This is a genomic window from Streptomyces sp. NPDC056373, assembly GCF_042262425.1.
Classification (GTDB): Bacteria; Actinomycetota; Actinomycetes; order Streptomycetales; family Streptomycetaceae; genus Streptomyces.
Window position 1 is genome coordinate 37,324 of record NZ_JBHJPX010000017.1, and the last position, 16,915, is coordinate 54,238.

Annotated in this window: 16 protein-coding genes and 1 pseudogene; 10 read left to right on the forward strand and 7 right to left on the reverse strand. The window is 70.8% G+C overall.

Annotated elements, in window-relative coordinates; translation table 11 throughout:
• Positions 1-8 precede the first annotated feature (8 nt).
• The gene (locus ACFCXS_RS31240; RefSeq protein ID WP_376646716.1) at positions 9-971 is read right to left on the reverse strand and encodes a GlxA family transcriptional regulator; all 963 of its coding nucleotides are present in this window, start codon (positions 969-971) and stop codon (positions 9-11) included.
• A gap of 145 nt (positions 972-1,116) precedes the next feature.
• Between ACFCXS_RS31240 and ACFCXS_RS31245 the strand changes: the two genes are divergently transcribed.
• Positions 1,117-2,013, forward strand: a complete 897-nt coding sequence (locus tag ACFCXS_RS31245) for an NAD-dependent epimerase/dehydratase family protein (RefSeq protein WP_376646717.1) — start codon at positions 1,117-1,119, stop codon at positions 2,011-2,013.
• Between the two features lie 227 nt (positions 2,014-2,240).
• The gene (locus ACFCXS_RS31250; protein WP_376646718.1) at positions 2,241-3,182 is read left to right on the forward strand and encodes a LysR family transcriptional regulator; all 942 of its coding nucleotides are present in this window, start codon (positions 2,241-2,243) and stop codon (positions 3,180-3,182) included.
• Positions 3,183-3,189: 7 nt separating this feature from the next.
• Here ACFCXS_RS31250 and ACFCXS_RS31255 read toward each other — a convergent pair whose 3' ends face one another.
• Complete coding sequence (locus ACFCXS_RS31255) at positions 3,190-4,044, reverse strand: helix-turn-helix transcriptional regulator (protein ID WP_376646719.1); 855 nt, start codon at positions 4,042-4,044, stop codon at positions 3,190-3,192.
• A 157-nt stretch (positions 4,045-4,201) separates the two neighbouring features.
• Here ACFCXS_RS31255 and ACFCXS_RS31260 point away from each other — a divergent pair, with 157 nt between their 5' ends.
• Complete coding sequence (locus ACFCXS_RS31260) at positions 4,202-4,972, forward strand: SDR family NAD(P)-dependent oxidoreductase (RefSeq protein WP_376646720.1); 771 nt, start codon at positions 4,202-4,204, stop codon at positions 4,970-4,972.
• Positions 4,973-5,053: 81 nt separating this feature from the next.
• Positions 5,054-5,809, forward strand: a complete 756-nt coding sequence (locus ACFCXS_RS31265) for an SDR family NAD(P)-dependent oxidoreductase (RefSeq protein ID WP_376646868.1) — start codon at positions 5,054-5,056, stop codon at positions 5,807-5,809.
• Positions 5,810-5,846: 37 nt separating this feature from the next.
• Here the strand turns inward: ACFCXS_RS31265 and mshD are convergent, their stop codons facing one another.
• Positions 5,847-6,773, reverse strand: a complete 927-nt coding sequence (mshD, locus tag ACFCXS_RS31270) for a mycothiol synthase (RefSeq protein WP_376646721.1) — start codon at positions 6,771-6,773, stop codon at positions 5,847-5,849.
• Between the two features lie 145 nt (positions 6,774-6,918).
• On the opposite strand from mshD, the gene ACFCXS_RS31275 reads away from it, so the two are divergent.
• The 4 genes from ACFCXS_RS31275 (at position 6,919) to ACFCXS_RS31290 (ending at position 12,219) form a co-directional block, all read left to right on the forward strand.
• On the forward strand, positions 6,919-8,742 hold the full coding sequence (locus ACFCXS_RS31275; protein ID WP_376646722.1) for a bifunctional metallophosphatase/5'-nucleotidase: 1,824 nt from the start codon (positions 6,919-6,921) through the stop codon (positions 8,740-8,742).
• Between the two features lie 58 nt (positions 8,743-8,800).
• On the forward strand, positions 8,801-10,012 hold the full coding sequence (locus ACFCXS_RS31280) for a DUF2993 domain-containing protein (RefSeq protein ID WP_376646723.1): 1,212 nt from the start codon (positions 8,801-8,803) through the stop codon (positions 10,010-10,012).
• 227 nt (positions 10,013-10,239) lie between these two features.
• A complete protein-coding gene (locus ACFCXS_RS31285) occupies positions 10,240-11,052 on the forward strand; it encodes a hypothetical protein (protein WP_376646724.1) in 813 nt (270 codons plus the stop codon).
• Positions 11,053-11,187: 135 nt separating this feature from the next.
• Positions 11,188-12,219, forward strand: a complete 1,032-nt coding sequence (locus tag ACFCXS_RS31290) for a glycoside hydrolase family 5 protein (protein WP_376646725.1) — start codon at positions 11,188-11,190, stop codon at positions 12,217-12,219.
• A 67-nt stretch (positions 12,220-12,286) separates the two neighbouring features.
• On the opposite strand, the pseudogene ACFCXS_RS31295 reads toward ACFCXS_RS31290, so the two are convergent.
• Positions 12,287-13,261 (reverse strand): annotated as a pseudogene (locus tag ACFCXS_RS31295) (pectinesterase family protein); the annotation flags it as partial.
• 333 nt (positions 13,262-13,594) lie between these two features.
• On the opposite strand from ACFCXS_RS31295, the gene ACFCXS_RS31300 reads away from it, so the two are divergent.
• Together ACFCXS_RS31300 and ACFCXS_RS31305 are read left to right on the forward strand one after the other, a co-directional pair.
• Positions 13,595-13,897, forward strand: a complete 303-nt coding sequence (locus tag ACFCXS_RS31300) for a hypothetical protein (protein ID WP_376646726.1) — start codon at positions 13,595-13,597, stop codon at positions 13,895-13,897.
• Entirely contained in the window at positions 13,894-14,292 is a 399-nt protein-coding gene (locus ACFCXS_RS31305) for a hypothetical protein (protein WP_376646727.1), read from the forward strand. The genes ACFCXS_RS31300 and ACFCXS_RS31305 overlap by 4 nt, the downstream gene beginning before the upstream one ends.
• Positions 14,293-14,395: 103 nt before the next feature.
• On the opposite strand, the gene ACFCXS_RS31310 is transcribed toward ACFCXS_RS31305, so the two are convergent.
• From ACFCXS_RS31310 to ACFCXS_RS31320, 3 genes are all read right to left on the reverse strand, one after another.
• Positions 14,396-15,871 (reverse strand): sensor histidine kinase, encoded by a 1,476-nt coding sequence (locus tag ACFCXS_RS31310; protein ID WP_376646728.1) that lies wholly within the window; start codon positions 15,869-15,871, stop codon positions 14,396-14,398.
• Positions 15,868-16,605: a response regulator transcription factor gene (locus tag ACFCXS_RS31315; RefSeq protein WP_376646729.1), complete on the reverse strand. Its 738-nt coding sequence runs from the start codon at positions 16,603-16,605 to the stop codon at positions 15,868-15,870. The genes ACFCXS_RS31310 and ACFCXS_RS31315 overlap by 4 nt, the downstream gene beginning before the upstream one ends.
• Before the next feature lie 104 nt (positions 16,606-16,709).
• Positions 16,710-16,892 (reverse strand): hypothetical protein, encoded by a 183-nt coding sequence (locus ACFCXS_RS31320; protein ID WP_376646730.1) that lies wholly within the window; start codon positions 16,890-16,892, stop codon positions 16,710-16,712.
• Positions 16,893-16,915 lie beyond the last annotated feature (23 nt).

Consider the following 16,915-nt stretch of genomic DNA (forward strand, 5'->3'; position numbering starts at 1 on the left):
TCGCGCGGTCAGTGACCGGTCGTCGCACTCGGGCGGTGAGTGAAGGCGCCTCGGTAGGCAGCCGGGGTCATGCCGATCTGGCGGCTCAGGTGCTGGCGGAGCGATTCGCCGGAGCCGAGGCCGCTGCGGCGAGCCACCTGGTCGACGGTGAGATCGGTGGTCTCCAGCAGCTCGCGGGCCCGCAGCAGTCGCTGCTGGAGCAGCCACTGGAACGGGGTCACGCCCGTCTCGGTGGTGAAGCGGCGGGTCAGGGTCCGCACACTGACCTTGGCCTGACCGGCCAGGACCTGCAGGGAGATCGGCTGGTCGAGATGTTGCAGCGCCCAGACACGGGCCGCATCCAACGAAGAGTCGGTCCGGGCCGGCAGCGGGGTCTGCACGAACTGCGCCTGCCCGCCGTTGCGCACCGGGGTGACCACGGCGGCGCGGGCGGCCGCATTGGCCACGGCCGCGCCGTAGTCGGAGCTGATCAGATGCAGGCACAGGTCGATCCCGGCGGCTGAGCCCGCGCCGGTGACGATCTGTCCCTCCTGCGCGAACAGCCGGTCCGCGTCCACGCGCACCGCGGGGAAGGCGCGCTGCAGTTCCTCGGCCAGCGCCCAGTGGGTGGTGGCGGCACGGCCGTCGAGGAGCCCGGCCTGGGCGAGGACGAAAGCGCCGCTGCAGATCGAGGCGATGCGCCTGCCCGCGGCGGCCGCCTCACGCAGGGCCTCCAGCGTGGCCGGGTCGGCGTCGTGCCGACTGGCAGTGGAGGGGACGATCACCGTGTCCGCCGCCTCGACCACCCGAAGGTCGTGCCGGATCACCACCTCGATGCCGCCGGAGGCGGCGACCGTACCGGGCACGGCGGTGCACACCGTCACCTCGTAGCCGGGGCGTCCCTCCGGTGCGGCGGCGCCGAGCAGCGTCGACGGCATGGACAGGTCGAAGGGCTTGACTGCCGGGACGGCCAGAACGGCGACACGATGCATGGCTGGATCCTTGGACCTCGTGGCATTCAGGCCACTGACCCTATCGCGTGTCCGCACGGCAGAGTTGAGCTCGCGGTCGGCGCCCCGCGAACCACGCTTCCTTTCGGGAAGCTTCCGATTTTCGAGAGATGACGGAGACAAGGTCATGGCTGAATCAGCAGTCATCGGGGCAGGCGCGACAGGGACCGCGACCGCCAGGCAATTGGCCGACAGGGGCAAGCGGGTCCGCCTCATCACCCGCAGCGGCAGTGGCCCTGACCACCCCGGCATCGAACGGATCGCGCTGGACGCGAACCGCACCGACGAGCTGGCCGAGGCCTTGGTCGGCGCGACCACGGTCTTCAACGCCGCCATGACCGCCTACCAGACCTGGCCGGAGACCATGCCGCCGTTGTTCGCCTCGATCCTCGCCGCGACCGAGCGGGCCGGGGCCGACTACGTGATGCTCGGCAACCACTACGGCTATCAGCGCACTTCCGGGCCGGTCACCGAGCGCACCCCGATGGCACCGCACACCCGAAAGGGCCGGGTGCGGGCGGAGCTGTGGCGGCAGGCCAAGAACGCCCACGACGAAGGGCGGCTGCGTGTCACCGAGGTGCGCGCCGGCCAGTACCTGGGCCCAGGCGCTGTCTCGGCGTTCACGGTGCTGGTCGCGCCTCGGGTCCGGGAGGGTGAACTGGTTCTCCTCCACGGCAATCCCGACGCGCTGCATTCGTACGCGTACACCGAGGACGTCGCAGCGGCGCTGGTCGCCGTGAGCGGGGGTGAGCAGGCGTGGGGGCGGGCCTGGCACGCCCCGGTCATCACCACCACGCCGCGCCGGGCCGCGACCGTTCTCGCCGAGCTGCACGGAGCGCCCGAACCGAGGCTGGAGCCGTTCACCGAACGGGATCTGGCGCTGCTGTCCTTCACCGATCCTCTGTGGCGGGAGTTCGCCGAGATGAGCTACATGTCCGAGCGTCCGTTCGTCGTGGACGACGGCGATATCCAGGACACCTTCGGGCTCAAGCCGTCCACGCTCCGCGAAGCGCTGAAGGCTTGATGCCGTGGCGGGCGGGCGGGTGCTGCCGACCCGCCCGCGCCGGACATGAGTGCGCGCCCCGACTTCTGCACACCTTCGAGCATCTGCACTCCGTATGGTTGTGCAACGGGGTCAAGTAGTTCGACATCCGGCCCATAAGGACCGTGAGCACGACCGTCAATGAGCTGATTGAGAACAACTAGCCTCGTGAAACGCACAACCACATGTTGTGCAACTAGGCTGCCCGCGTGGATCTCAAAGCCGTACGTGCCTTCGTCGCGATCGCCGACTCCGGGCAGTTCCAGAAGGCCGCCGTGGACCTGGCCCTCACCCAGCAGGCCGTCTCCAAGCGGATCGCCGCGCTGGAGAAGGACCTCGGGGTGCGGCTGCTCGTCCGCACACCGCGCGGGGCGGAGCTCACCATCGACGGGCAGGCGCTCCTGCCACACGCCCGCGCCCTGCTCCAGGCCGAGGAGCGGGCGGTGGCCGCCGTGCGTCCCGGGGACCGTGCGCTACGCGTGGACGTCGTGGGGCGCCGGGTCGCCACGGCCGGACTGGTACGGGACTTCCACCGGGCGCATCCGGAGATCGCCCTGGACATCGTCACGCTGTTCGGCGCCGCCGATACGGCGGTGGCCGCCGTGCGGGACGGGGCCGTGGACGCCACGTTCCGTGCCGTCACCATGCCCGGGCACCGGCTCCCCGACGGTATCGAGGCCGTCCCGGTCCTGGACGAGCCGATGCGCCTGTGCGTCGGCCCGGGCCACGAGTTCGCCCGCGCCACGTCGGTGACACCCGCGCAACTGGCCGGGCACCGGATCTGGATGCCGGGCAACGCCCCCGGCACGGAGTGGGCCGCGTACTACGACGAACTCGCCGCGACCTTCGGCCCGACCATCGACACCATCGGCCCCAACTTCGGCATCGAAGCCCTCCTCGACACCATCGCGAGCTCTCCGTCGCTGGCGACCTTCCTCAGCGAACGAACTCCACTCGTCTGGCCGACCGACCACGACCTGCGCCTCATCCCGCTGCGTCACCCGACCCCGGTCTACCCGCACTCCCTCCTCTGGCGCACGGACAACCCGCATCCCGGCCTCGCCGCCCTCCGCGACCACCTCCTGGCAACCCGCCCGCGGTCGACCGAGGGGGAGACCTGGCGTCCGTCGTGGGCCGAGCCTGGCGGGTGAGCGGAGGTCAGCCCCGCCCCTGGGTGCGGGGCTGGGACGGACGCCGGGTGGCGTGGAGGGAGCCGAGGAGGCCCAGGGCCTGGGCGCTGGGGCTGCCGGGCTCGGCGTGGTAGATGACGAGCTGCTGGCCGGGCGCGTCCCGTACATCGAACGCCTGATAGATGAGGGTGAGGGCGCCGACGTCCGGGTGGAGGAGGTGCTTGGCGTCCCGGGTCTTGCCGCGCACGGTGTGGGCGTTCCACAGGCGGGTGAAATCCGTGCTGCGCTCGGTGAGGGTGCGGACCAGTGCCCGGAGCCGAGGGTCGTTCGGGTCGAAGCCCGCCGCGTGGCGCAGGTTGGCGACGGTGGTTTGGGCAGCCCGGTCCCAGTCCGTGTAGAAGTGCCGGCCCGCGGGGTCGAGGAACGTCATACGCGCCAGGTTGTCCGCCGGGTCGAACGGCGCGTAGAGGGCGTCGGCCAGGGCGTTGGTGGCGAGGATATCGAGGGCCCGGTCGAGGACGAGGGCCGGTGTGTGCGGGTAGCCGTCCATCAGCTGGCGCAGCGCGGGGCTGACCGAGTCGGCGGTGTGTACGGCGACCTGATCGCCCGGAGCGGCTCCGGCAAGCCGGTACAGGTGCGCGCGGGCATCCGCGTCGAGCCGCAGCGCGCTGCTGAGGGCGTCGAGCACCTGGGGTGAGGGGTTGCGTTCGCGACCCTGCTCCAGGCGCGTGTAGTAGTCGGCGTTCACTCCGGCCAGGACGGCGACCTCCTCACGGCGCAGCCCGGCGACCCTGCGGGTCCCGTAGCTCGCCATGCCGACGTCCTCCGGCCGCTGATCGGCACGGCGTGCGCGGAGGAAGTCGCCCAGGTGGTTGTCAGCCATGCGTCCAGGCTAGGCATGAGGTCCTGGCGCTGCCTGGGTGTGCCGCACCCAGGCAGCGTGCGGCCTGGGCGATGGCCCTTGACCCGCCCAGTCTCGGTGGAGAACGACAGACGCGAAGAACCGCGCTGATCGAAGGAGCCGAGGAGAGGAGCCCACCATGACCGGGACCGCCGACGGCGACCGGCAGACCGCCGAATTCGCCAGGAAGGTCGCTCTCGTCACCGGGAGCGCACGGGGCGTGGGCCGGGAGACGGTGGCGCTGCTGCACGAGCGCGGCGCCCAGGTCGTCGCCGTCGACGTGCGCCCCGAGACCGAAAGCCTGCCGGAAACGTTTCCCGGCGTCCTGGCGGTGACCGGCGACGTGACGCGTGAGGAGACCGCCGTCCAGGCCGTGCGGACCGCCGTGGACGCCTTCGGCGGGCTGGACATCCTCGTGAACAACGCCGGGATCACCCTGAACAAGCCCGTCACCGACACCACCGCCGAGGACTGGGACGCGGTGATGGCGGTCAACGCCCGCGGTTCCTTCTTCTTCGCCCGCGAGGCCTTCCGGGCCATGAAGGTCCAGGGCGGCGGAGCCATCGTCGGCACCGGCTCCTACACGTGCACGGTCGCCTTGCCCGAAGGCGCCGCCTACAGCGCGTCCAAGGGCGCGCTGGCCCAGCTGACCAAGGTGCTCGCCGTGGAGGGCGGACCGCTGGGCATCCGCGCCAACCTCGTCGCCGCGGGCGTCGTCGAGACCGACTTCCTGGATACGTTCCGCTCCGACAGCCGGGCGTACCTGGCGTCCTTCGCCGGTGCGCAGCCCTTGGGACGGGTGGCACAACCCGCGGAGATCGCCGAGGTCCTGTGCTTCCTCGCGTCACCGCGCTCGAGCTTCGTCACGGGGGCCGTGGTCGCCGCGGACGGCGGTTTCACCGCGCTCTGAACCAGCGGACGGCACACCCCAGTACACGCGACACACCGGCACACGAGACAGGGACGCGAGATGAGTGAGATGAGCACCGCCATGACCGGACGACTGGCAGGAAAGACGGCGCTGATCACCGGCGCGACAGGTGGCATCGGCCGGGCCACCGCGGAGTTGTTCGCGCGCGAAGGAGCGCGGTTGATGGTCACCGACGTTGCCGCCGAGGCCGCGGCGGACCTCGCGGCACGGCTGCGGAGCGGCGGCGCCGAGGCCGTGGGCATCGGTCTGGACGTGTCCTCGGCACAGCAGTGGGGCGAGGCCATCGCCCGGGTCGAGCAGCACTTCGGGCGGCTGGACGTGCTGGTGAACATCGCGGGCGTCGTGGACTGGCCCGGTGTCGAAGGCACCGATCGTCAGGCGTGGGACCGGGTGATCGCGGTCAACCAGACAGGGACCTGGCTGGGCATGAAGGCGGCCATGCCGTTGCTGCGCGCCAGCGGCAACGGCTCGGTGATCAATACCTCGTCCGTCCTGGGGCTGATCGGCAGCGGGGCCGCCGCCGCGTACCAGGCGTCCAAGGGCGCGGTACGCCTGCTCACCAAGACCGCCGCAGTGGAGTACGCGACTCGGGGTGTCCGCGTGAACTCCGTGCACCCGGGCGTCATCGCAACCCCGATGATCCAGGAGATCCTCGACGCGGAGGGGGATCAGCAGCCCGATATCGCCCGGACCCCGATGCGGCGGGCCGGCCGCCCCGAGGAGATCGCACCCACGATGCTGTTCCTGGCCGGCGACGAGTCCTCGTTCGTCACCGGGGCGGAGTTCGTCGTCGACGGCGGACTCACCGCGCACTGATCCGCCGGCTCACCAGTCCTGGCCTCGCCCGGAGCCGTCAGGTCTCCGTCCGGTACATCAGATCCACCTCGTGCGTGACGAACCCCAGCCGTTCGTACACCGACACCGCCGCCTTGTTGTCGGCGTCGACGTACAGCATCGCCGTGGGCAGCCCGCGTCCCGCGAGGTGCCGCAGCCCGATGGTGGTCAGGGACTTGCCGAGGCCGCCGCCCTGCGCGCCGGGGCCGACGCCGAGGACGTACACCTCGCCCAGGCCCTCCTCGGCGTGCACCTTGGTCCAGTGGAAGCCGAGGAGTTCGTCGCCGCGGAAGGCGAGGAAGAAGCCCTCGGCGTCGAACCATGGCTCGGCCTTGCGGTCGTCGAGGTCGCGCTGGGTGAGGGAGCCCTGCTCGGGGTGGTGCGCGAAGGCGGCGGCGTTCACCGCGAGCCAGGCCGCGTCGTCCTTGCCCGGGACGAAGGGGCGGACCGTGACGCCCTCGGGGAGCACCGGCTCGCGTGCATCGAAGTCGGTCAACGAGCGCCGCATCTGGCGCAGTTCACGGAAGAGCGTGAGGCCGAGGACCTGGGCGAGGTGCCGGGCGGCGGAGTGCCCGCCGTGCGCCCACACCCGCAGCCGCTTGCCGGAGGCCGCCAGCAACGCCGACCCGAGCGCCCGCCCGTGCCCGTGCCCGCGATGCCCGGGGTGCACCACCAGCTCGGCGGCCGGCGGCTCCACCGGGTCCGTGTCCTCCAGCTGGGCGTAACCGACCAGTTCCCCGCCGGCGGTGAGCAGCAGATGGGACACGCCCTCCCGCTCCCCACCGCGCAACTGCAACCGGCCCTGTTCGGACACCGCCTGCTGCCCGTCGGTCCGGGCCGCCTCGTCGAGCAGTCCGAGCACGGCCTCGGTCTGCTCCGCGGAGAGCGCGGCAAGGGTCTCGATCGAGCGGGGGTGGCCCGGCCTCACGGTGTCGTCGCTGGTCATGCGTACGAGGGTACGGGGCACCACCGGCAAATCGGCGGCAAAGAAGCAACCAGGCCGTAACCATGAAACACCTGTTGCGCTACGCGCGTTGACTCTAGGCTGCGCCGGACGACATCACTGTCCCAGCAGACCCAAAGGGGGGCGTATGCCAGCCACTTCACCGGCGGACCCGGACCGCCGCAGACGTCGTACGAACCGTTTCGCCGCTCTCGCCGCCGGTGTCGTCACCGTCGGCGCGCTGGCCGCTGCCGGGCTGCCGGGCTCGGCCTCCGCCGGGGAGGAGTACGGCAAGGGCGGGTACGGCCACGGGCACGGCCGCTACCAGGACATCCAGCTGCTGTCCTTCAACGACCTGCACGGCAACCTGGAGCCGCCCGCCGGTTCCTCCGGCCGGGTCACCGAGACGCAGCCCGACGGCACGACGAAGACGATCGACGCCGGTGGTGTCGAGTACCTCGCCACGCATCTGCGGCAGGCCCGCAAGGGCGAGAAGTACTCCATCACGGCCGCCGGCGGCGACATGGTGGGCGCCTCCCCGCTGCTGTCCGGGCTGTTCCACGACGAGCCGACCATCGAGGCGCTGAACAAGCTCGACCTCGACGTCACCTCCGTCGGCAACCACGAGTTCGACGAGGGCGCCAAGGAGCTCGGCCGTCTCCAGAACGGCGGCTGCCACCCGAAGGACGGCTGCTACTCGGACAAGAAGTTCAAGGGCGCCGACTTCCCCTACCTCGCGGCCAACGTCCTCGACGAGAAGACCAAGAAGCCGATCCTCAAGCCCTACTGGGTGTGGAAGAAGAACGGCGTCAAGGTCGGCTTCATCGGCGTGACCCTGGAGGGCACCCCGGACATCGTCTCCGCCGACGGCGTCAAGGGCCTGTCCTTCAAGGACGAGGTCGAGACGATCAACAAGTACGCCAAGGTGCTGCAGAAGCAGGGCGTGAAGTCGATCGTCGCGCTCATCCACGAGGGCGGCTTCCCGGCGTCGACGTCGTACAACTACGACTGTGACTCCCCGGGCGCGGGTGACGGCATCTCCGGCCCGATCGTCGACATCGCCAAGAACGTCACGCCGCAGGTGGACGCGCTGGTCACGGGCCACACCCACAACGCGTACGTGTGCAGCATCGCCGACCCGGCGGGCAAGCCCCGCATGGTCACCTCGGCCGCGTCCTTCGGCCGCCTCTACACCGACACGACGCTGACCTACGACCGCAGGACCGGCGACATCGCCCGTACGGCCGTGAAGTCCGCGAACCGCGTGGTCACCCGGGACGTCCCCAAGGCGCCCGACATGACCGAGCTGATCGCCAAGTGGAACACCCTGGCCGCGCCCATCGGCAACCGCGCGATCGGCTACATCTCCGGCGACATCAACAACACCGGCACCGAGTCCCCGCTCGGCGACCTCATCGCCGACGCCCAGCTCGCGCACGGCAAGCAGCTCGACCCGGAGACCGACCTGGCGCTGATGAACCCGGGCGGTATCCGCGCGCCGCTGACCTACACGGCCAAGGGCGCCGAGGGCGACGGTGTCGTCACCTACGCCGAGGGCTTCACGGTCCAGCCGTTCGCGAACACCGTGAACCTGCAGAACTTCACGGGCGCGCAGGTGATCCAGGCGCTCAAGGAGCAGGTGTCCGGCCCGAACGCGGCGGCCCCGAAGATCCTCCAGGTGTCGTCCGGCCTGACCTACACCCTGGACCTCACCAAGTCCGGCGCCGACCGGGTGGTCACGGACAGCATCAGGCTGAACGGCTCGGCCATCGACCCGGCGGCCACCTACCGCGTCGCGACGAACAGTTTCCTCGCGGGTGGCGGTGACGGCTTCCCGACCCTCGGCCAGGGCACGAACGACGTCGTCGGCAGCGACGACCTGACCGCGCTGGAGCAGTACCTGACGGCCAACTCCTCGGCGTCGAACCCGATCGCGCCGCCGAAGGCGGACCGGATCACGATCGTGAAGTAGGTCGCATACCGGGGGTTCGAGTTGCGGGTGGGGGCGGTGCGCATGGTCGGATGGATCGATGCGTACCCCCCACCACCTCGATGCGCATCCCCGTCCGAACCCGTACGAGGAGCTCGCCGCCCTCGACGACGGGCCTCTGGAGGAGACCCCTCTGGAGGAGTTCCTCCCGGAGGAACGCACTGCGGGCGCCGAGGACGCCTGGGCGCCGCCGGACCATCGCCGCGGCGGCAAGCGGCGTCGGAAGAATCGTTTCGCTGGCCTGCCGTTCGCGGTGAAGGCCGTCGTCGGCCTGGTCGTCCTCGCCTCGTTCGCCGCCCTCGGCGACCGCTGGGCGGTGCTGTACGCCGAGCACCGGGCCGCCGACACCCTCAAGGACCGCCTCGACCTGGCCGCCGCGCCCGAGGTGGAGATCGGCGGCTTCCCCTTCCTCACCCAACTCGCCGACAAGCGGCTGGAGTCGGTGAAGCTGACCGTTCCGGACGTCGCCGCCGACCGCGTCTCGCTCGCGAAGGTGTCGGCCACGGCCCATGACGTGACGCTCAACGCCGACGGGCTGACGTCCGTGCGCGGCGCGGACGTCCCCCGGTTCGACGGGGACGTCATGCTGTCCTTCGAGGACCTCAACCGCGAACTCGGCGCCTCCCAGGTGACCTTCACCGGCGAGGGCCGGGACCGGGTACGGGCGCGCGGCACCCTGCCCGTCGCCGGGCACAACCTGAAGCTGCGGGCCGAGGCCCGGATCCAGCGGCAGGGCGAGCGGGGCATCGCCACCGAGATCGGCGGCATGCGCCTGGACATCGGCGACCTGGCGACCTACCGCCCCGGCAAGCGCCCCTCGGAAGGGCTGCACCTGACGCCCAAGGCGAGCGCAGACCTGGCCCGGGAGACCCGGAAGGCCAGGGCGCTGCTGTCGGTCCCGGCCATCGTGCGGCGGATGGGCGTGCCCGAGGCGACCGTGAACCAGGCCCTGGCCGACGACGGCAAGCTCGCCGAGCTGACCGGCTCCCCGCGCTTCGCCCGCCAGGCCGAACGCCTGAACCTCATCGACCTCGCCCTGGACAACCCCGACGTGCTCAGGAGCCTGGGTCTCGACCCCGACCTCCTCGGGGAGTTGTCGCGCCTGACCCGCCCCGTCCTGGCCGACCGGCTCGCCCTGGCCTTCGAACTGCCGAAGCCGGAGCAGGGAGACGTGAAGCTGGAGGACGTACGGGTGGAGGAGGACGGCATCCGGGTGCGGCTGTCCGGCTCGGGGCTGACGGTGGGCGGCTGAGTCACAGCGGCACGGGAGCCACAGCGGTACGGGGCCCACGCGGTACGGGGCCCACGCGGTACGGGAGCCACAGCGGTACGGGGCCCACGTGGCACGGGAGCCGCAGCGGCACGGGGCCCTTCGCGCAGGGAGGTGTGCCCGGAAGTCTGGCCCGCGGGCGCTGTCCGTACCCCGTGAGCCCTCGGAGACTGGGCCGGGCGCACCGGACCGAGACGAGGATGATGCGGATGCACAGGCACGGCAGGGCCCCGGAATCGGAGGCGGACGCGCGGGCCGGACACCCGCACCGGCCCGCGCTCCGGCCGCACGAGGACGACCCCCGGGCGGCCCGGCTGGCGGCCGGCGGGCAGGTGACCCCGGACACGGCGCTGTCCCTCCAGCGCACCGCCGGAAACGCCGCCTTCGTGGCCGTGCAGCGTATGCCCCGGGGCGGCGACAACGGCGAGGGCCCGGCCGAGGAGAAGCCCATGGACGCGCTGAGCCGGTTGCGCAGGGCCAACGAGCGGGCCAGGAAACGCGGCCAGGAGGCGCCCACGTTCGGGCCCGGCCAGAGCCCCTTCGGCCCGTACACGGTGAACAAGGGCCGCGGGGCCGGGCCGTACATCACGTCGAACAAGAAGGACCAGTACCCGGGGAGCGAGGACCTCGGGACCACGTACAACGAGCTGGTCAAGGCGCTGGACGCCGAGCACGAGCCGATGGTCGCGGCCGCCGCACGCGGTGAGGCGCTGGACGAGGAACTCCTCGCCGGGATGAGCGTCACACAGAAGCGGGCCGCCGCCATGCTCTACGGGATCATGAGGGAGTCCGAGGAGCGCAGGTTCCCCGGGGCCGGCAAGGCCATGCGCAGCGCCCTGACCAAGCAGGGCGACCCCTACCACGAGGCGGATCAGTTCGAGGAGGACTTCCCGATGGCCAAGGACAAGGGCGCGCAGTACTACCGGAGAGTGCTGGCGGGGAACGAGCAGCTCTCGGACAAGGCGCGCAAGAACCTCGAGGACATGTCGTCGTCGTCCTCGGACGGGGAGAAGTCCAGCTGAGGTCGGGTTCCCACCTGAGTGAAACTTTATGTGCTGATGTGTTGACCTCTGTTCGAGAACCCTTCTAGTTTCGTGCTCTCATGAACGGTCCCTCCGGCGACCGCTCACCCTTGCACATGCTCAGAAGGGGATGTCGTGTCCGACAAGAACCAGCGTGGGACTGCCGCCGCGGGGGCGCTCCTGGCCTGCGTCACGGCATTCGGTGGAGCGTTCGCCTCCCCCGCGGCCGCCTCTCCCGCCCACCGTCCCACTCCGCCGCCCGTCAGCGACTTCAAGGGCGTCAACTGGGCCGACCCGCGCGACAACTACGCACACGACGCCGTCGTGCCCTCGGGTCTGTCCACCTCCGACAGCTACGCCACCACCTACGCCAAGTCCAAGGCGATCATCGGCGGATTCTCCAAGCTCGGCGCCAACACCGTCCGCCTCCCGGTCAACCCGACCTCGGTGAACGGGCCGTTCTGGAAGTCGTACCGGGGCGCGATCGACGCCGCCACCGCCAAGGGCTTCAAGGTCATCCTGGGCTACTGGGAGGCCGACAACGCCAAGGACGGCAAGATCGACGACCAGGCGTCCTGGGACCGGATGTGGGCGCGGATCACCTCCGCCTACGCCCGCAACTCCAAGGTGTACTTCGAGCCGATGAACGAGCCGTTCGGCTACACCGCGCAGGAGTGGACCGACATCGCCGCGACGTGGGTGCGGACCCACGGCAACGTGCCCCGCGACCGGATCCTCATCGGCGGCTACAAGTACAGCGAGGACGTCAAGCCGGTCTGTGCCGACCCGCGTCTCAAGGGCGTCCGCCTGGCCCTGCACAACTACGGTTTCTGGCACACCGACTGGACCAGCGTCGACCAGTGGAAGGCCGACTTCAAGAGCCGCATCGGCGACTGTGCCTCCCGCACGATCCTCGACGAGTTCGGCGCCTCGATGACCACCGGCCTGGACTACAACGGCCCGGCCGGCACCTCCAACGAGATCGCCTACATACAGGCCGCGACCGACACCATCCGGGAACTGGGCCTCGGCTCGGTCTACTGGCCCGGCCTGCGCAACGGTGACACCTACTCCCTCACCACGCTCCAGGGCACGGGCACGCGGCTCAGCCTGACGGTGAACAACCAGAGCGGCCTGGACCGGCTGCACTACGCCTGGAAGCAGTGAGCACTCTCGATGTGGTGGCCCTTCCGGGTCCGGCGCCGCTCGTCAGCCGGACCCGGAAGGGAGCCGTTCAGGACGCCGAAGGCGTCCAGCCCGCGAGCCAGTCCGCGACCTCCTGGTTCGCGGCCTGCGCGGCGGTCAGATGCGGCCGGTTCGTACTCGCCGGGCCCGCACCGGCGCCGTGGTTGCCGTACTCGGCGAACCGGTCGTCCTTCCAGGAGAACCCGCTCATGTCGGTCCACGGGGTCGACTTGATCGCGTTGCTCAGGCTGGTGTTGCGGACCGTGGCCTGCGGGTCGAGGGACGCGTCCCCGCCGGCGTGCCAGGGCCGTCCGAGGTAGAAGGTCCCGGCGGAGACATCGCCGTTCACCGTGGAGTCGGCGATCAGGAAGCCCCTGCGGTTCGCGGCGGTGCTCGGCGCGGCGATGTATCCGGCCGAGCTGCCGTCCCAGCGCTTCTTCAGCGTGATCACGGACTTGTCGACGACGGCCGTGGCCCGGCCGAAGATGAAGTCGACGTTGCCGATGACGTAGGAGTTGCCGACGTACACCCGGCCCAGCCGGTCCTTCGACGCGGTGTCCAGCAGCAGGGTGTCCTGGTCACCGCTGACGATGATCCCGTCCAGGAAAACCTTGTCGGCGGCGGTCCGCAGGGCGACGGCCTGCTGGTCCTTGATGTGCTGGTTGGCCTTCTCGTCGAAGTCGTTGGAGATGGTCAGGTTGCGCGCCTGGAAGTCGTCGGCCTCGACGGCGACGGTGGCGCTGCCGCCCGTGCCGTAGGTGCCGCCGCCGGGCTTGGGGGTTCCCGACGCGTTGTTGTAGACGATCGTGGTGTCCTTGCGGCTCCCGCCCGTGCCCTGGATGGTGACGTGCGGCTTGTTGGACGGCACCTTCACCAGTTCCCGGTATGTTCCCGGCTTCACGGCGATCACCACGCGCGCGGGGTTGTTCGCCGGTACGGCGTTCACGGCGGCCTGCACGGTCCTGTACTGACCGCTGCCGTCCTTGGCGACGGTGAGGGTGGTGGCGGCGGCCTTGGTGGAGGTGTCCGCGGCCTCGGTGGTTGTGGCGGAGGCCTGCAGTGCGGTGGAGCCCAGGACGCCGAGGTCGGTGCCGTGGGCGAAGGTGCCGGCGGCGGTCAGGGCGAGGGGGATCCCGACCGCCAGGTGGGCGCGGCTTCTGCGGTGACGGCGGGCCTTGCTGAGCGGCTCACTCATGAGGCGATCCGTTCCGTGTGGGGGAATGACCGCTGAGCAGTCGCCGCACCGCGCGGAAAGGTTGCCGTTTGTTCCTTGCCACGCGCGGGGGCCGGGTACTCCGACCGGTGGAACCGACGCCGACAGACCCCCTTGCGGCCGTGGTATCGCTATGGTGAAGCTATGGCAGAACACACGACGATTCAGGTGTCCCGGCAAACTCGCGATCATCTCGCTCAGGTCGCCAAAGAGCGGGGGGTGACCCTTGGCCAGCTCGTCGAGCAGCTTGCCTTGGAGCAGCCCACAGCCGAGCAGGTCGCCGAGCGGGTCGCTGCGGACCGCCGCGTCGTGCGGGAAAAGATCGGCGTGGACATCAGCGATGTCGAGTTCGACGAGGCGCCCGACATCCTCGGCAACATTTATCGCATCGCCGCAGAGAAGGTCCGTGCGGAGAAGACCCGAGCGGCACGGGGTGCCGCCGCGTGATCATTCTGGACACCGGCGCAACCCTGGCTCTCGCGCAGGGGCACAAGACGCTGAACCTCCTCGCCGGCAACATGGCGCGCACCCCGGGAGACCTCCTGCGGATCCCGGCGCTGTGCCTCATGCAGGCGGAGTCGCAGGACGAGGGAGCCGCACAGCGGGTGCTCGGATTCTCGTCGGTCGCCGTCGACAGCCTCAACACGGCCGCCTCCGTCGCGGTCGGCGTTATGATCCGGGACGGCTACGGCGGCCCGGACGACTGCCACGCTCTGTACTGCGCACTGCCGCGCGCTGATTTCACCGGGATGTCGATCCTGCTCACGGACCGCGAACGGCAGTATCCGCCCGGCGTGGTCACCGTGGACATCGACTCGCCGGGCATGCTCGGCTTCCACTGAGCCCGGGCAGGCTGGGCTCAGGCGACTACCGCCCCGCCCATAGCGCCGCCCACGTCGGCTCCGCGATCAGCCACGTCGTCCGAGGCACCCACCGACCCTCTCGTCAGGCCGGGGCAGGAGGGTCCTCCGGGGGCGGCATCGATGCCCCGGGGAGTCGTACCGTCACCGTCGTGCCGCCGCCCTCCGCCGGGGTGAGAAAGACCTCGCCGCCCGACTGCTGCACCGTGCGCGCCACGATCGAAAGGCCCAGGCCCGAGCCCGGCAGGGACCGGGCGCTCGGGGAGCGCCAGAAGCGGTCGAAGACGTGGGGGAGTTCGTCGGCGGGGATGCCCGGGCCGTGGTCGCGGACCGTGAGGGTGCCCGAGGTGAGGCGTACCTCGATCGTGCCGCCCTCCGGGCTGAACTTCACCGCGTTGTCCAGGATGTTGACCATCGCCCGTTCCAGGGCGGAGGGTTCCGCGCGGACGAACCAGGGCTCGAGGTCCGCCGTGATCGTCAGTTCCGGGCCCCGCAGCCGGGCCCGCCGCAGTGCCGACTCGACCGTGTCCTGCCAGGCGACGATCTGGGTCCGGCCCCCGTGCTGGCCCGTGTCGGGGCGGGACAGTTCCTGGAGGTCGCCGATGAGCGCGGCCAGCTCCGTCATCTGCGCCTTCACCGACGCGAGCAGGGCCTTGCGGTCCGCCTCGGGGATGGGCCGGCCCGTCTCCTCGCTGCGGGTGAGGAGTTCGATGTTGGTGCGCAGGGACGTGAGGGGGGTGCGCAGTTCGTGGCCCGCGTCGGCGATCAGCTGCTGTTGCAGTTCCTGGGAGCTGGCCAGTGCCGACGTCATCGAGTTGAAGGACCGGGACAGGCGGGCGATCTCGTCCTCGCTGTCGTCCTCCACAGGGATGCGGATGTTCAGGTCCTCCGTGCGGGCCACGTGCTCGACGGCCTCGGTCAGCTTGTCGACCGGACGCAGACCGGCCCGGGCGACGGCCAGACCGGCGGCTCCGGCACCGAGGACTCCGACGCCGGAGACCAGGAGGAGGATCAGGGCCAGCTCGTTGAGCGTGGACTGGGTGCCCTTGAGCGGCAGCGCGATGACGAGGGAGTAGTCGGTGGCGACGCCCGTGCCCAGGTCCTCGTCCTTGACGACGACCGCAGTCGTCAGGACGCGCAGCTTGTTGCCGTGTTCGTCCGTGCCGTCACGGATGCGGCCCTGGTTCGGGTCGGGGTTCTTGGCCACGGCCTTGTCGTCGCCGGTGACGCGCACCTGGGTCGTGGAGCTCGGGAAGAGACACAGCTTGCCGTCGACGCGGACCAGCTGCCCGTAGGTCTTGGGCCGCGACCCCATGCCCAGCGAGTCGGAGGGGCTCTGGAGGCACTCGTGGGTGAGCGCCTGGAACTCGCCCGGCCGCAGCGGCGCGACGGACGACTTCAGGTCGTTGTCGATCTCGTCGTACAGCTTCCCCTGCACGATGAACCAGCAGGTCACCGACACCGCCGCCACCGCGAACGCCACCGCCGCCGCCACCAGCAGCGCCAGCCGGGAGCGGATCGGCAGGGCGCGGAACCGCCGTACGACCGTGCGTGAACTCACTCGGCGCCGCCCTGCCGCAGTACGTAGCCCACGCCCCGCACCGTGTGCACGAGGCGCGGCTCACCGCCCGCCTCGGTCTTGCGGCGCAGGTACATCACGTACACGTCCAGGGAGTTCGACGACGGCTCGAAGTCGAAGCCCCAGACGGCCTTGAGGATCTGCTCCCGGGTGAGGACCTGGCGCGGGTGCGCCATGAACATCTCCAGGAGCGTGAACTCGGTGCGGGTCAGCTCCACTTGGCGCCCGCTCCGGGTGACCTCGCGCGTGGACAGGTCCATGCGCAGGTCGGCGAAGGTGAGCGCGTCCTCGTCGGCCGGGTCGGCCGCGCCGACGGCCGCGGCGTAGGAGCTGCGGCGCAGGAGGGCGCGGATACGGGCGAAGAGTTCGTCCAGCTCGAAGGGCTTGACCAGGTAGTCGTCGGCGCCCGCGTCGAGGCCGGTGACGCGGTCGCCGACGGTGTCACGGGCCGTGAGCATCAGGATCGGCGTGGTGTCGCCGGTGGCGCGGATACGGCGTGCCGCGGTCAGGCCGTCCATGCGCGGCATCTGGATGTCGAGGACCAGCAGGTCGGGCCGGTAGGCCGCCGCCTTGTCCAGGGCGTCCGCGCCGTCGACGGCGACCTCGGTCCCGTATCCCTCGAACGCGAGGCTGCGCTGGAGTGCTTCGCGTACGGCCGGCTCGTCGTCGACGATCAGGATGCGCTGCGGGTCACGGTCGCCGTCTGCGGGGCTCATGGCTCGGGGGTCCTCGGGGGTGAAGGGGGACGGGGGCGCTGCTGCTCTGACGCTCTCAGCGTCGCACGCCGACGCGCGGTGGCGGGCGGTGCAGGGAAAGCGGGTCAGCCCCGTGCCGCCCCGCGCCGGGCGCGCACCGACCTGCTCGTTCGGCGCGGCGTCGTGGGCGCCGCCACCTCCGCCGCCCGGCCCGTCGGCGCGTGCAGGGCGTACGCCACCGCCAGGGCCGGCCCGATCGCCGCCGGGTCCTCGCCGCCCGGTTCCGTGTGCACAACCTGCTGGATCATCGCCGTACTCCTCGCTGCCGGGT

What these genes read in the sequence shown, in the direction of transcription:
- ACFCXS_RS31240 (WP_376646716.1), bottom strand. Translation starts at nt 971, where the DNA reads ATGCATCGTGTCGCCGTTCTGGCCGTCCCGGCAGTCAAGCCCTTCGAC.
- ACFCXS_RS31245 (WP_376646717.1), top strand. Translation starts at nt 1,117, where the DNA reads ATGGCTGAATCAGCAGTCATCGGGGCAGGCGCGACAGGGACCGCGACC.
- ACFCXS_RS31255 (WP_376646719.1), bottom strand. Translation starts at nt 4,044, where the DNA reads ATGGCTGACAACCACCTGGGCGACTTCCTCCGCGCACGCCGTGCCGAT.
- ACFCXS_RS31260 (WP_376646720.1), top strand. Translation starts at nt 4,202, where the DNA reads ATGACCGGGACCGCCGACGGCGACCGGCAGACCGCCGAATTCGCCAGG.
- ACFCXS_RS31265 (WP_376646868.1), top strand. Translation starts at nt 5,054, where the DNA reads ATGACCGGACGACTGGCAGGAAAGACGGCGCTGATCACCGGCGCGACA.
- mshD (WP_376646721.1), bottom strand. Translation starts at nt 6,773, where the DNA reads ATGACCAGCGACGACACCGTGAGGCCGGGCCACCCCCGCTCGATCGAG.
- ACFCXS_RS31275 (WP_376646722.1), top strand. Translation starts at nt 6,919, where the DNA reads ATGCCAGCCACTTCACCGGCGGACCCGGACCGCCGCAGACGTCGTACG.
- ACFCXS_RS31280 (WP_376646723.1), top strand. Translation starts at nt 8,801, where the DNA reads ATGCGTACCCCCCACCACCTCGATGCGCATCCCCGTCCGAACCCGTAC.
- ACFCXS_RS31285 (WP_376646724.1), top strand. Translation starts at nt 10,240, where the DNA reads ATGCACAGGCACGGCAGGGCCCCGGAATCGGAGGCGGACGCGCGGGCC.
- ACFCXS_RS31300 (WP_376646726.1), top strand. Translation starts at nt 13,595, where the DNA reads ATGGCAGAACACACGACGATTCAGGTGTCCCGGCAAACTCGCGATCAT.
- ACFCXS_RS31315 (WP_376646729.1), bottom strand. Translation starts at nt 16,605, where the DNA reads ATGAGCCCCGCAGACGGCGACCGTGACCCGCAGCGCATCCTGATCGTC.
- ACFCXS_RS31320 (WP_376646730.1), bottom strand. Translation starts at nt 16,892, where the DNA reads ATGATCCAGCAGGTTGTGCACACGGAACCGGGCGGCGAGGACCCGGCG.